Below are 14,743 nucleotides of genomic sequence, written 5' to 3'. Positions count from 1 at the left end.
TTCACACCCAGCGCAAACGGCGGAATAACCACCATTGACCGAAGGCCATCGCCAGCACCGTCAGACAGGCAATCAGGAAACCATAAGGGCTGCTCGAGAACGGAATGCCGCCCACATTGATGCCCAGCAGGCCGGTGAGAAAACTCATCGGCAAAAAGATGCAGGTGATGATGCCGAAGCGGTACATCGTGCGATTCATGCGCACGTTCAAACGCCGGTCTTCGGCCTCCAGCACAAGCCCCATGCGCTCTCGGGTCAATTCCAGCTCTTCGAGATAGCGCGTCAGGCTGTTGTTCAATTCGTTCCAGTAGTCGGCGTCATCGTCGACAAACCACGGCAGTTTTATCCGGGTCAGTTGTCCGAAAATATCCCGCTGCGGTGCCAGAAAACGCTTCAGTCCGGCCGCCCGACGCCGGATGTGCAAAATCGAGCCATGCTCGGGGGTATACCGTTCGTCGGCATCCAGTTTTTCTTCCTCTTCATCGACCAGTTCCGACAGGCAGGTGACCAGATCCTGCACCTTGTTGGTGAGGAATTGCGCCAGATACAGGATCAGTTCAGATGAGGTTTTCGGGCCTTTGCCTTCGCTTAGCAGCGCCAGCAGCTCATCGGTGGCACGCAGCGGACGCAAACGCAGCGAGATGACCCGTTGCGCCGACGCGAAAATCCGCACCGAGACCATGTCTTCCGGCTCGGCGCCGGGGTTGAGGTTGACCCCGCGCAGAAACAGCAACAGTTCGGCATCCGGCAACGGCAACAGGCGTGGCCGGGTGTTCTCTTCCAGCAGCAGGTCGCAGGCAAATTCATTCAGGCCGCTGGATTTGCGCAGCCAGGTCTGGGTTTGCGGATGGCTGCGATCCCAATGCAGCCACAGGCTCTCATGGGCCTGCAGTTGCAGATCGTCGAGCTCAGTCCGGGCAATCGAACGCGCACCGCCTTTACCGTCCAGCACCAGGGCATGCACCAGCCCCCACTGCGCGTTTTCTTCCTCGAACATCCGCATCCCTTTGTCGAAAAACTTATTCAGGCATCTGCAGCGGACTTGGCGAAACGATCACGCCGTTGTTGTCCGCATAGATGTAGTGGCCCGGGTGGAACGTCACGCCGGCGAAAGTCACCGGTACGTTGAGATCGCCGATACCGCGCTTTTCGGTTTTCATCGGATGGCTGGCCAACGCCTGAACGCCGAGATCGGTCTGGGCAATAACGTCGACGTCACGGATACAACCGTAGATGACCATCCCTTCCCAGCCGTTTTTCGCGGCTTTCTCGGCGATCATGTCGCCCAGCAGCGCGCGCCGCAGCGAACCGCCGCCATCGACCACCAGCACCTTGCCGTTACCCTTGAGTTCGGCTTGCTCTTTGACCAGCGAGTTATCTTCGAAACATTTGATGGTCACGATTTCGCCGCCGAAGGAATCACGGCCGCCGAAATTGCTGAACATCGGTTCCAGCACCTGCACCAGCTCCGGATAGGCGTCGCACAGGTCAGGCGTGAGGTAATGGTTCATCGAAAAACTCCTGTAAAAAGGAAGACGATCAAGGATGTCGCACTCTTTTGAAACGAGTCCCGGCGGTCGCTGTTTACCTTAGTTCATGCAATGGTCGCTGAACGAACCTGAACAAACGCTGAAACGTAATAGCTAAACAGCCACCAAATATGACCAGAACCGCACAATGCGTCATATCTTAGCCGCAAGCCGACCTGAACGAAATGCCCTTTTCAGAGCCCCGGACTCAGACCGCAGCGGCAAGATCCGGCTTGTCGCCGAGCAACGGCGTCTGCTGATCGTTCAACCAGCGTGCCACCAGCGGCCAGACCTCGGCCTGCGCCGCCTTGCTCACCAACATCTCGACATGCCCGAAGTTGTCGCTGAAGCCCTGCTCGCGCCCCAGATTGACGAACTGTTTGTGCTCGGAGCCGATCTGCTCGAACAGTTTGCGACAGGCCCACGCCGGATCCTGATGATCGCCCGCCGCGGTCACTGCCAGCACCGGCACCTGAACCTCGGCCAGGCCGGCCCACCAGTCCTTGTCCTTGTCGCCAAAACGCCCGAACAAGCCGTACCAGCGCATGCTTTCCAGCGCCAGCCCGATCGGCTCGTCTTCCGGGCCGCGCTTGAGGCGTGAGCCGGACAACTGCGCGAAACGCTTGAGAATGAAGCGCCCGCTCCACTCCACCGGTGGAATCTTCAGCGGCCAGTACGTGCGGCTGACCTGCGTGCCGAAAAACGCCGCCGAGGCCACGGCCGGCTCGCCGAGGTATTCGCCACCCAGCGCCGCCGCCAGCGTGATGCCGCCCAGCGAATGGCCGATCCAGTGCGGCACCTGCCCGCTCTGCTCGCGGACGAACGCGGCAATCGCCGGCAGATCGTAACGGGCGTAGTCGGCTACGCGGTTGCGCCGGTAGTCCTCGTTGCGCTGCGACAGGCCGTGACCGCGCATCTCCGGGATCCACACGTCGAAGCCCAGACGGGTCAGGTACGCACCCAACCCGAGGCCCTTGGGGGAAAACCAGAAGCGCCGATTGGAAAAACTGCCGTGCAACAAAATCACCGGCACGCCGCGTGGTGTCGTGTCGTCGGCCATGCCCAAGCGGGTCACGGCGATTTCCACGGACCAGTCGGGACTGTTGCCGGGTTTGAGTCGATACACATCTTCGCTCAGATCACCGCGACGTTCGGCGCTGATCAGGGCGACAGGAAACAGGTTGCTGCTGCTTTGCATAATGCTCTTGCACAAAAAAGGGCGGCATCTACAGGAGCCCGCCCTACTTCAATCTCAAAGCCCCCGACCTTTGTGGGAGCGGGCTTGCTCGCGAAAGCGGTGTATCAGCCAACATTTGTGGCGGATCTCATTCCGTCTTCGCGAGCAAGCCCGCTCCCACAGGCGTGGATGGCCGTTCACATATGGATCAAGCCTGCGCCTGACCTTCGGCGAGGAAGAACCAGGTTTCCAGCACGGAGTCCGGGTTCAGCGACACGCTTTCGATGCCCTGCTCCATCAGCCACTTGGCCAGATCCGGGTGGTCCGAAGGGCCCTGACCGCAGATGCCGATGTATTTGCCGGCCTTGTTGCACGCGGCAATCGCGTTGGCCAACAGCTTCTTGACCGCCGGATTACGCTCGTCGAACAGGTGCGCGATGATCCCGGAGTCACGGTCCAGGCCCAGTGTCAGCTGAGTCAGGTCGTTGGAACCGATCGAGAAACCGTCGAAGAACTCGAGGAATTCTTCAGCCAGGATCGCGTTGGATGGCAGTTCGCACATCATGATCACGCGCAGGCCGTTGTCGCCACGGGCCAGGCCGTTTTCGGCGAGCAGATCGACTACCTGACTGGCTTCGCCGAGGGTACGAACGAACGGCACCATGATTTCGACGTTGGTCAGGCCCATCTCGTTGCGCACGCGTTTCAACGCGCGGCATTCGAGTTCGAAGCAGTCACGGAACGATTCGCTGATGTAACGCGAAGCGCCACGGAAGCCGAGCATCGGGTTTTCTTCTTCCGGCTCGTACAACTTGCCGCCGATCAGGTTCGCGTATTCGTTGGACTTGAAGTCCGACAGACGCACGATGACCTTCTTCGGCCAGAACGCTGCCGCGAGGGTGCTGATGCCTTCCACCAGTTTTTCGACGTAGAAACCGACCGGATCGTTGTAACCGGCGATGCGCTTGTCGACGCTGTCCTTGATTTCCTGCGGCAGGCCGTCGTAGTTCAACAGCGCTTTCGGGTGGACGCCGATCATGCGGTTGATGATGAATTCCAGACGGGCCAGGCCGACACCGGCGTTCGGCAGCTGGGCGAAGTCGAAGGCGCGGTCCGGATTGCCGACGTTCATCATGATCTTGAACGGCAACTCCGGCATGGCGTCGACGGAGTTCTTCTTGACGTCGAAGCCCAGCTCGCCTTCGAAGATGTAACCGGTGTCGCCTTCGGCGCAGGACACGGTCACACCCTGACCATCCTTGAGCAGTTGGGTGGCGTTGCCGCAACCCACGACCGCTGGAATCCCCAGTTCACGGGCGATGATCGCCGCGTGGCAGGTACGGCCGCCACGGTTGGTGACGATGGCGCTGGCGCGCTTCATCACCGGCTCCCAGTCCGGGTCGGTCATGTCGGAGACCAGCACGTCACCGGCCTGGACTTTGTCCATTTCCGAGACGTCCTTGATGATCCGCACTTTACCGGCGCCGATGCGCTGGCCGATGGCACGACCTTCCACCAGCACGGTGCCGGTTTCTTTCAGCAGGTAACGTTCCATGACGTTGGCCTGGGTGCGGCTCTTCACGGTTTCCGGACGGGCCTGCACGATGTACAGCTTGCCGTCGTCACCGTCCTTGGCCCACTCGATGTCCATCGGGCAGCCGTAGTGCTTCTCGATGATCATCGCCTGCTTGGCCAGCTCGCTGACTTCGGCGTCGGTCAGGCAGAAACGCGCACGCTCGGCCTTGTCGACATCGACGGTCTTCACCGAACGACCGGCCTTGGCCTCGTCGCCGTAGATCATCTTGATCGCCTTGCTGCCGAGGTTGCGACGCAGGATCGCCGGACGACCGGCTTCCAGCGTGCCCTTGTGCACATAGAATTCGTCAGGGTTCACCGCGCCTTGTACGACGGTTTCGCCCAGGCCGTAGGCGCCGGTGATGAACACCACGTCACGGAAACCGGATTCGGTATCGAGGGTGAACATCACGCCGGCAGTACCGGTTTCCGAACGCACCATGCGCTGCACGCCGGCCGACAGGGCGACCAGTTTGTGGTCGAAGCCCTGGTGCACGCGGTAGGAAATCGCCCGGTCGTTGAACAGCGAAGCGAACACCTCTTTGGCGGCGCGGATGACGTTTTCCACGCCACGGATGTTCAGGAAGGTTTCCTGCTGACCGGCAAACGAGGCGTCCGGCAAGTCTTCGGCGGTAGCGGAAGAACGCACGGCCACGGCCACATCGGGGTTACCGGCCGACAACGCGGCGAACGCGGTGCGGATCTCGGCATTGAGTTTTTCAGGGAATTCGGCGTCCATGATCCATTGACGGATCTGCGCACCGGTCTTGGCCAGTGCATTGACGTCATCGACGTCCAGGGCGTCGAGAGCCTTGTGGATCTGATCGTTGAGGCCGCTCAGTTCGAGAAAGTCGCGATAGGCCTGCGCGGTGGTGGCAAAGCCGCCGGGGACCGACACACCGGCACCCGCCAGGTTGCTGATCATCTCGCCCAGGGATGCGTTCTTGCCCCCCACATGCTCAACATCGTGTTTGCCGAGCTTATCGAGGGAAACTACGTACTCTACCAAGGTGATCTCTCCACTAACTGTGTTGGAAAAGCTCAGAAACCGGCAGCTCGGGGGAGCGTTGGCCGGCTGTATGGCCTGGACCTGGAAAATAAGTGAGAATGCGGGCCATTGGCGGCCGGCAATCGCGCCTATCATATCCAAGATTGATGACTAGCTTAAGGCCCAAGGTGCAAATGAAACGATCTGCTTTCTTTATCTCCGATGGCACCGGCATCACTGCCGAAACCCTGGGTCAAAGCCTTCTGGCGCAGTTCGAAAACATTACCTTCAGCAAAGTCACGCGGCCGTATATCGACAACGCGGACAAAGCGCGGGCCATGGTACAACAAATCAACAAAGCCGCTGAAACCGACGGCATGCGCCCGATCATCTTCGACACCATCGTCAATCAGGACATCCGTGAGATTCTCGCGACCTCCAATGGTTTCATGATCGACATTTTCTCGACCTTCCTCGCCCCTCTGGAGCAGGAACTGACCGAGCATTCTTCCTATACCGTCGGCAAGTCGCATTCGATCGGGCACAACTCCAATTACATGGAGCGGATCGAGGCGGTGAACTTCGCTCTCGACAATGACGACGGCGCGCGCACCCACTATTACGACAAGGCCGATCTGATACTAGTGGGCGTGTCGCGTTGTGGTAAGACGCCGACGTGCCTGTACATGGCGATGCAATTCGGCATTCGCGCGGCCAACTACCCGCTGACCGAAGACGACATGGAGCGCCTGACCCTGCCAACCGCCCTGCGCGCCCATCAGCACAAGCTGTTCGGCCTGACCATCGACCCGGATCGCCTCACCGCGATCCGCAACGAGCGCAAGCCCAACAGCCGTTATTCGAGCTACGCCCAGTGCGAATTCGAAGTGCGTGAAGTGGAAAACCTGTTCCGCCGCGAGAACATCCCGCACATCAACTCCACGCATTTTTCGGTGGAAGAGATTTCGGCGAAGATTCTCGTGGAGAAAGGCGTGGAGCGGCGCTTCAAATAACACCACTCCCCTCCTGTAGGAGCTGCCGCAGGCTGCGATCTTTTGCTCTTGCTGTTAACGATCAAAATCAAAAGATCGCAGCCTGCGGCAGCTCCTACAGGGGATGATGTTGTATCAGGGCATTTGCCAAAGCCTCGAAGCCGGACAGCAACAACCAATCATCTCCCACCGCATTGCACACACTCGCTCGAATGAACTGCGGCACCGCCGCATGCCCGACCGCAAAGGCCTCGGCGGTGGCCACCAGGTAGTTGTTTTCCTTCAGCTCCGCCGCAATCTGCGATGCGCGCCACAACTGCGGCACCTCAATCCAGAAGTGCGGGCTATGCGCATCCGCCTTGTAATTGAGCCCAGCCAACTCCGGTGCGACCAACGCCTTGCGCCGGCCGATTTCGCTGATCTGCTCATCCAGCAAACGCTCGGCCATGCCGTTGTCGATCCAGCGGCTCGCCAACTCCATCGCCAGCGGATTAGCCATCCAGCAGGTGCCGCGAATGGCCGCACTCAGGCGCCCGATCAGCGCTTGCGGTGCATGCAGATAACCGACCCGCAGACCGGCTGAAACCGCCTTGCTCAGACTGCCGATCAACACCGCGCGCTCGGCGGCGAAATGGCTCAACGGCAACGGTCGCTGGCGGGCCAGCACCGCATGCGCGTCGTCTTCGAAAACCAGCAGATTGTGTTGGCGACAGATGTCGGCAATCGCCTCGCGCCGTGGTACCGACATGACTGCCGCCGTCGGGTTCTGAATCGTCGGCGTGCAGTACAACGCCGAGACACGGTGCTGCCGACAGACGTCGTCCAGCGCTGCCGGCAGCAGCCCTTCGTCATCCATTGCGACACCGATGAGTTTGATCCCCAACTGGCGCGCGACGCTGATCAGGCCTGGATAGGTCAGATGCTCGGTAACCAACGTGTCGCCGGCCTTGAGCAGGCCCATCAAGGCGCACAGCAAGCCATGCTGGCCGCCATTGACGCACAACACCTGATCGGCGTGCGGCTGGAACGCGCCATGACTCAACCAGCGCGCCCCCGCCTGCCGATGCCGCAGCAAACCGCTTTCGACGGTGTAACCGGTCAACTGCTGCAAGCCGCGCGGATCACTGGCGAGGCTGTGCAGGGTCTGGCTCATGAATGCCGCTTCCTGCCCGGGGATCGGCTGATTGCGGCTCATGTCGAAACAGGCGCGCGGCTCATCGCTGACATTGCGAAAGCCCTTGTCCTGCGGCCGCTCCATCCCGCGCTCACGTACATAAGTGCCATCGCCGACCCGGGCCACCACCAGACCGACCCGCTCCAGTTCGCCATAGGCGCGACTGATGGTGCCGATGGTCACGCCCAGGCTATCGGCCAACAGCCGGTGCGGCGGCAATTTCGCTCCCGCCGCAATCACGCCTTCGGCGATGGCCTGCTGCACCGCATCCGCCAGGCGCTTGTACTTTACCCCCACCCCGTTGGCGAGGCCGTCGCGGAGGATTGACACCATGGCAATACTTACTTTGACAGTCATTGTCGCCCCGAATAGCGTGCTGAAAACAGGTTCAATCAGGGATAGCCCTTTTCAACTACCAGGTCAATGCGGAGCACCCAGCATGTCGACTGCCATCAGCGCACCGTTGAACGCCAGCAAACCGTGGCTCGCCGGATTGCTCACCAGCACGTTGTTTCTGATCGTCTGCCTGAGCTGGGGCACCACGTGGCTGGGGATCAGGATTGCCGTGGAAAGCGTGCCACCACTGACCGCCGCGGGCCTGCGCTTTCTGATCGCCTTTCCGCTGTTCCTGAGCTTCGCCGCACTGCGCAGGGAACCGCTGCTGTTCCCGCGACAGAGCCGCTGGTTTTTCGTGTTCGTCACGCTGTCGTACTTCAGCCTGCCGTACTACCTGCTCAACTACGGCGAGATGCACGTTTCGTCCGGTCTGACAGCGCTGCTGTTCAGTTGCATGCCGGTGTTTATCCTGATTTTTTCCGCGCTGTTTCTGCGCGAGAAAATCCTCCCCACACAGATGCTCGGTATCGCCATCGGTTTCGCCAGTCTGTTCATGATCATTCGCAGCCAGGGCCTGCATCTGGATCAGGCGGAATGGCTCGGCGTACTGGCGATTCTGTGCGCGGCGATCCTGCATGCGCTGTGTTACGTGGTGACTAAAAAGCACGGCAGCGCGATCAGCGTGATCACCTACAACACCCTGCCGATCGGCATCGCCGGGCTGATGTTATTTATTGTCGGCTTGAACGTGGAAGCACCGGTATTCAAGGACGTGACCGCGCGCTCATGGGGCGCTCTGCTGTACCTCGGACTGGTGGCGTCAGTGGGCGGCTTTATCGCGTATTTCATCCTGCTCAAACGCCTGAGCCCGGTGCTGTTGTCGTTCGTGTTCATTATCTTCCCGGTATTCGCCCTGCTCATCGGCGCCTGGTACGAAGGCACGCCGATCTCGCGGGACCTGATGCTGTACTCGGCAATCCTGCTCGCCGGTTTCGCGATCACCAAGCTACCGCTCAAACGCTGAAAGCCCACGACCCGACGTGAGCACAAGGGCTCACACACCACTCAACTTTGAACATCGGAGGTTCAAATGTCGGTACACACCATGGAAACCCTCAGCCTGTTTAACAGCGAACCCTACCGACGCGCCTTTGGTGCCCGAGTCATCGCAGTGGTCGATCAGGCCGTCGTGCTGGAACACACCCTTTTCTACCCAACCGGTGGCGGGCACCCGGGTGACACCGGGCATTTCAGTCTGGTGGATGGTACGCGGATCGAAGTCACCGGGACGGTGCGCGACCCCCTGCTGCCGTCGATCATCTGGCATCAGGTGCAGGAGTGCCCGCCGCAGTTGTGTACCGGCGCATTGGTCAACGCCAGTCTCGACTGGGAGCGGCGCTATCAGCACATGAAGATGCATACCTGCCTGCATCTGCTCGGTGCGCTGATCAATGCGCCAGTCACCGGGTGCAGCATCAGCGCCGACAAGGGCCGACTGGATTTCGATCTGCCGCAAATGACCCTCGACAAGGACAGCATCACCCGCGACCTCAACGCGCTGATCGAACAGGCCTGCACGGTCAATACCCTGTCGATGCCGGCCGCCGAGTACCCCGCCTTGCTGGAGAGGACGGGCAGCAAGACGGTCAAGCCGCCCGTCATTCAGGGTGACTTGCGCATGGTCGAGGTCAGCGGCGTCGACATCCAGCCCTGCGGCGGCACCCATGTGCACAACACCCGGGAAATCGGCCGGGTGTATTGCGAAAAAATCGAGAAGAAAAGCCGCAACAATCGCCGGGTAATCCTGCGTTTCGCGTAGGCGGACGGGCATTTACCGGATGAAAGTTTCTTCACTTAAAACAGACACTGTCTTTACGTCTTTGTAACATCTGGAAATATACAATCCGCGCAAGCAGCGCATCCGGTTCCCAAACCGGATACGCCAGCCCTCCTGGCCTGATGAATTCAGCGGGCCCGCAACATTCACCTCCCACTTGAACCTGAAGAACGAGCATCCGCTCACTCGGTGGGTCGTGCAGACAGAAGCTACGCTCAGACTGCCGCGCCCCCTTGGACACCGCTGGAATCACTGCGTATGAAGAAAGTGTTCCGTCACTACATCCCGGCCACGACCCGGCGCTTGCTGCCCAATCGCTGGGACCTGATCGCCATGCCGCTGGTGATCGGCTTCTTGCTGTTTTTCTCGATCACCGCCCGGGAAACCTGGGCGCCAATCGCCACCTTGCAGAGCGAGGTGATTTCCCTCGACCCGGGCAACCTGCCGGAATACGCCATGCGCACCACCCTGCGCATGCTCGCGGCGATGGTCGCGGCGCTGGTGTTCACCCTGCTTTACGGCACCCTGGCCGCGAAAAGCCGTCGCGCCGAAAAACTGCTGGTGCCGGTGCTGGACATCCTGCAATCGGTGCCGGTGCTGGGCTACATCTCGTTCACCGTGACCTTCTTTCTGCTGTTGTTTCCCGGCCGGGTACTCGGGGCGGAATTCGCCGCGATCTTTGCGATTTTCACCAGTCAGGCGTGGAACATGACGTTCAGCTTCTACCAGTCGCTGCGCATGCTGCCGCGGGATCTGGTGGAGGTGTCGACCAACCTGCAACTGTCCGGCTGGCAGAGTTTCTGGAAACTCGACGTGCCTTTCGCCATGCCCGGGCTGGTGTGGAACATGATGATGAGCATGTCCGGCGGCTGGTTCTTCGTGGTGGCGTCGGAAGCCATCACGGTGGGGGACCAGACCATCACCCTGCCGGGTATCGGCTCGTATCTGGCCATGGCCATCGCGCAGAAAGACCTGCACGCGGTGGGTTACGTGATTCTGACGATGATCGTGGTGATCCTGATCTACGACCAGTTCCTGTTCCGCCCGCTGGTGGCCTGGGCCGACAAGTTCCGCATGGAAAACACCGCCTCGCAGACCGCCGCGCCCGAATCCTGGGTACTGAACCTGATCCAGCGCACCCGCTTGATCCAGCGCCTGCTGCGCCCGTTCAGCCGCGCCATCAGCCGGCTGGGCAACATGCGCTTGAACCTGCCGCGCGCGGCGCGCCACACCCTCAGCGCGGACAACCCGAGCAGAGCGAAAATGATCGACTGGATCTGGGGCACATTGATCGCGCTGCTCACGGCTTATGCGCTTTATCACATCGTCCTGTATGTCGGCACAGAAGTGACGCTCGCCGAGGTCGGCCATGTATTGCTGCTGGGGTTCTTCACCTTGCTGCGAGTGGCCGGTCTGATTCTCATTGCTTCGCTGATCTGGGTGCCGCTGGGAGTGATGATCGGCCTGCGTCCGGCGCTGGCGGAAAAGATCCAGCCGCTGGCGCAGTTCCTCGCGGCATTTCCGGCGAACCTGCTGTTCCCGGTATTCGTCATCGTGATCCTGCGCTACCAGTTGAACCCGGACATCTGGCTCAGCCCGCTGATCGTGCTCGGCACGCAGTGGTACATCCTGTTCAACGTGATCGCCGGAGCCAGCGCCTTCCCCAATGACTACAAAGAGGCCGCCGCCAACTTCCGCATTCGCGGCTGGTTGTGGTGGCGCAAGGTCATGCTGCCGGGCATTTTCCCGTACTACGTGACCGGCGCCATTACCGCCTCGGGCGGTGCGTGGAACGCCAGCATCGTTTCCGAATTCGTCTCCTGGGGGCAGGACAAAGTCGTTGCCCACGGTCTCGGGGCCTATATCGCCCAGACCACCGCCGCCGGAGATTTTCCGAAAATCACCCTCGGCGTGGTGGTCATGGCGATCTTTGTCGTGGCCTTCAATCGTCTGGTCTGGCGACCGATGTACGCCGTGGCCGAAAACAAACTGCGCCTGAACTGATGGGACTCGCTGCGATGAATACCTATACCGGACAAACCGCCGCCAGCCCCGAAATCTACTCGCTCAGCGATGTGAACCGGGTGTTTGGCAAGGGCAAGGAAGAACTGCAAGTGCTCAGCGGGGTCGATCTGACCCTGCGCGAAGGCGAGATCGTCGGCATGCTCGGCCGCTCCGGCTCCGGCAAATCCACCTTGCTGCGGATCATTGCCGGCCTGATCGAACCGTCATCGGGCGATGTCCTGTACAACGGCCAGCCGCTGCACGGCCCGGCCGAAGGTGTGGCGATGGTGTTCCAGACCTTCGCCCTGTTCCCGTGGCTGACGGTGCTGGAAAACGTCGAGGCCGGCCTGCAAGCCTTGCAGGTCGAACGCAAGGCTGCGCGTAAACGGGCGCTGGCGGCGATCGACCTGATCGGCCTCGACGGTTTCGAAAACGCCTACCCGCGCGAGTTGTCCGGCGGCATGCGCCAGCGCGTGGGCTTCGCGCGTGCGCTGGTGGTCAACCCGACCCTGTTGCTGATGGACGAACCCTTTTCGGCACTGGACGTACTGACCGCCGAAACCCTGCGCACGGATCTGCTGGACCTGTGGAGCGGCAAGCAACTGCCGATCAAATCGATCCTGATCGTCACCCACAACATCGAAGAAGCGGTGCTGATGTGCGACCGCATTCTGGTGTTGTCGTCCAACCCGGGACGGGTGGTGGCGGAAATCAAAGTGCCGTTCGCCCATCCACGCAACCGCCTGGATCCGGCTTTCCGGCAGATGGTCGACGACATTTACGCGCAGATGACTGACCGGCGCAGCGCCGATGCCAGCGCCGGCAAACCCGAGCTGAAAATGAGCAGTCCGCTGCCTGAGGTCTCGACCAACCTGATGGCCGGTCTGATCGAAACCATCGCCGCCGAACCCTACAACGGCCACGCCGGCCTGCCCACCGTGGCCGAACGGCGTCTGCTGGAAGTCGATGACCTGTTCCCCGTGGCCGAGATGATCGAGCACCTCGGTTTCGCTGAACTCAAAGGCGCCGAGATCACCCTGACCGACGCCGGCAAACTGTTCGCCGACTACGGCACCCAGGAACGCAAAACCCTGTTTGCCGAGCACCTGATTCGCCACGTGCCGCTGGCCGCGCGCATCCGTCAGGTACTGCTGGAGCGCAATGGTCACCGCGCGCCACGGGTGCGTTTCGAGCAGGAACTGCAGGACTCGCTGACCGAAGCATTCGTCGAGAGAACCCTGGAAGTGGTGATCGCCTGGGGTCGTTATGCGGAGATTTTCTCCTACGACGACCACACCGAAACCTTCAGCCTGGAGGATGTCGAGGGCAGCCTGTAGCCCGCGACACCTCTGGCGTTGGCCTAGATCACGAACAGGTCGACGAAGCGATTGACCGGCGTGGCTTCGAGCGCTTGCTGATCCTTGCACAGGGTGAAGATCTCGTTGCTGCGCTGGCCGGTGAAACGCGTCGCCAGGTTGGCCTTGAACTTGTCCTCCAGCAACGGGATGCCATCGGCGCGGCGGCGACGGTGGCCGATCGGGTATTCCACCACCACGTTCTCGGTGCTCGATCCGTCCTTGAAAAACACCTGCACCGCGTTGGCAATCGAGCGCTTGTCGGCCTCCAGATACTCGCGGGTAAAACGCGGGTCTTCGACGATGACCATTTTCTCGCGCAGCACATCGATGATCGGGTGCGCGGCGTGGAAATCATCCTCGTACTGCTCGGCCAGCAGATTGCCGAATGCCAGCGGCACGGCGGTCATGTACTGGAGGCAGTGGTCGCGATCCGCCGCGTTGGCCAGCGGCCCGACCTTGGAGATGATGCGAATCGCCGACTCATGGGTGGTGATGACGATGCGGTCGATTTCATGCAAGCGGTTGCGCACCAACGGATGCAAGGTCACCGCTGCTTCGCAGGCCGTTTGCGCATGGAATTCGGCGGGGAAGCTGATCTTGAACAGCACGTTTTCCATCACGTAACTGCCGTAGGGCCGCGAGAAACTGAAGGCACGTTTGCCTTCGGGCTTGAGCGCCAGATCGTTATTGGTATGGCTGAACGATACGTCGTAGAAGCCCCACTGCCTGGCCGTCAACACCCCGGGAATACCCATCTCGCCACGCAGGGCAATGTCGGCCAGACGCACTCCGCGGCTGGTCGCATCACCCGCCGCCCAGGATTTACGCGATCCGGCGTTCGGCGCATGGCGATAGGTGCGCAGCGCCTGACCATCGGCGAAGGCATGGGACAACGCCGACAGCAGTTGCTCGCGATTGGCCCCCCTCAGTTTGGCGGTGACGGCGGTCGAAGCGACTTTCACCAGCAGCACGTGGTCTAGGCCGACGCGGTTGAACGAGTTTTCCAGAGCGATCACGCCTTGAATTTCGTGGGCCATGATCATCGCTTCAAGTACATCGCGAATCGTCAGCGGCTTCTCACCATTGGCAACGCGCTTTTGCGACAGGTGATCGGCCACCGCGAGAATTCCGCCGAGGTTGTCCGACGGATGCCCCCACTCGGCGGCGAGCCAGGTGTCGTTGTAGTCGAGCCAGCGCACAATGCAGCCGATGTCCCACGCGGCTTTCACCGGGTCGAGGCGATAGGAAGTGCCCGGCACCCGCGCCCCGAACGGCACGACGGTGCCCTCGACGATGGGGCCAAGGTGCTTGGTGCATTCGGGAAAACGCAACGCCAGCAGGCCACAGCCGAGGGTATCCATCAGGCAGTTGCGGGCGGTGTCGAGGGCTTCGGCAGATTCGACGTTGAAGGTGAGGACGTAATCGGCGATGTCCTGCAGGACACGGTCGTAGTCGGGGCGGTTGTTCTGGTCGACGTTGGCGCTCATTGCGGTTCTCCTGGTGGGGAATGATGAGTGGGGTGGTCTTCCTCAGGGGCTGGTTGGTTTTTTGTTCAGAGCAGATCGTGGTGTCTGCTTTGTGATGTTTCGTCAGTGGATTGTTTCCCTCACCCTAGCCCTCTCCCGGAGGGAGAGGGAACCGACCGGGTGATATTCAACACATACATCGACCTGAAAGCTCTTCCGTGAATCCATAATCGCCAAGATGCTTCAGGTCGCAGGACATCCAATTACAACTCGGTCTGCTCCCTCTCCCTCCGGGAGAGGCTAGGGT

General features: G+C 60.8%; 11 protein-coding genes. 5 read left to right on the top strand and 6 right to left on the bottom strand.

Annotated elements, in window-relative coordinates; translation table 11 throughout:
* Position 1 precedes the first annotated feature (1 nt).
* The 4 genes from J1G18_RS26100 to ppsA all read right to left on the bottom strand — a co-directional run bounded on the left by J1G18_RS26100 (position 2) and on the right by ppsA (position 5,290).
* Complete coding sequence (locus J1G18_RS26100; RefSeq protein ID WP_027613291.1) at positions 2–997, bottom strand: zinc transporter ZntB; 996 nt, start codon at positions 995–997, stop codon at positions 2–4.
* 22 nt (positions 998–1,019) lie between these two features.
* On the bottom strand, positions 1,020–1,511 hold the full coding sequence (gene rraA / locus J1G18_RS26095; RefSeq protein ID WP_098967958.1) for a ribonuclease E activity regulator RraA: 492 nt from the start codon (positions 1,509–1,511) through the stop codon (positions 1,020–1,022).
* 226 nt (positions 1,512–1,737) lie between these two features.
* Positions 1,738–2,727: an alpha/beta fold hydrolase gene (locus tag J1G18_RS26090; RefSeq protein WP_027613293.1), complete on the bottom strand. Its 990-nt coding sequence runs from the start codon at positions 2,725–2,727 to the stop codon at positions 1,738–1,740.
* 187 nt (positions 2,728–2,914) lie between these two features.
* The gene (gene ppsA, locus J1G18_RS26085) at positions 2,915–5,290 is read right to left on the bottom strand and encodes a phosphoenolpyruvate synthase (protein ID WP_115985805.1); all 2,376 of its coding nucleotides are present in this window, start codon (positions 5,288–5,290) and stop codon (positions 2,915–2,917) included.
* 173 nt (positions 5,291–5,463) lie between these two features.
* On the opposite strand from ppsA, the gene J1G18_RS26080 reads away from it, so the two are divergent.
* On the top strand, positions 5,464–6,282 hold the full coding sequence (locus J1G18_RS26080; RefSeq protein ID WP_003223283.1) for a pyruvate, water dikinase regulatory protein: 819 nt from the start codon (positions 5,464–5,466) through the stop codon (positions 6,280–6,282).
* 94 nt (positions 6,283–6,376) lie between these two features.
* Here J1G18_RS26080 and J1G18_RS26075 read toward each other — a convergent pair whose 3' ends face one another.
* Positions 6,377–7,792, bottom strand: coding sequence for a PLP-dependent aminotransferase family protein (locus J1G18_RS26075; protein WP_223009189.1), 1,416 nt, complete (start codon positions 7,790–7,792; stop codon positions 6,377–6,379).
* An 82-nt stretch (positions 7,793–7,874) separates the two neighbouring features.
* Between J1G18_RS26075 and J1G18_RS26070 the strand changes: the two genes are divergently transcribed.
* From J1G18_RS26070 to J1G18_RS26055, 4 genes are all read left to right on the top strand, one after another.
* Positions 7,875–8,795 (top strand): DMT family transporter, encoded by a 921-nt coding sequence (locus J1G18_RS26070; RefSeq protein WP_223009187.1) that lies wholly within the window; start codon positions 7,875–7,877, stop codon positions 8,793–8,795.
* Positions 8,796–8,861: 66 nt separating this feature from the next.
* Entirely contained in the window at positions 8,862–9,590 is a 729-nt protein-coding gene (locus J1G18_RS26065) for an alanyl-tRNA editing protein (RefSeq protein WP_223009185.1), read from the top strand.
* Between the two features lie 276 nt (positions 9,591–9,866).
* Positions 9,867–11,612: an ABC transporter permease gene (locus tag J1G18_RS26060; RefSeq protein WP_223009183.1), complete on the top strand. Its 1,746-nt coding sequence runs from the start codon at positions 9,867–9,869 to the stop codon at positions 11,610–11,612.
* Between the two features lie 14 nt (positions 11,613–11,626).
* Positions 11,627–12,949, top strand: coding sequence for an AAA-associated domain-containing protein (locus J1G18_RS26055; RefSeq protein WP_223009173.1), 1,323 nt, complete (start codon positions 11,627–11,629; stop codon positions 12,947–12,949).
* A gap of 23 nt (positions 12,950–12,972) precedes the next feature.
* On the opposite strand, the gene prpD is transcribed toward J1G18_RS26055, so the two are convergent.
* On the bottom strand, positions 12,973–14,457 hold the full coding sequence (prpD, locus tag J1G18_RS26050) for a 2-methylcitrate dehydratase (protein ID WP_210557450.1): 1,485 nt from the start codon (positions 14,455–14,457) through the stop codon (positions 12,973–12,975).
* Positions 14,458–14,743: the final 286 nt, after the last annotated feature.

The organism is Pseudomonas sp. MIS38, from assembly GCF_019891575.1.
Lineage (GTDB): Bacteria > Pseudomonadota > Gammaproteobacteria > Pseudomonadales > Pseudomonadaceae > Aquipseudomonas > Aquipseudomonas putida_A.
The sequence above is the reverse complement of the archived record's forward strand: the minus strand, read 5'-3'. Positions and strand labels throughout refer to the sequence as shown.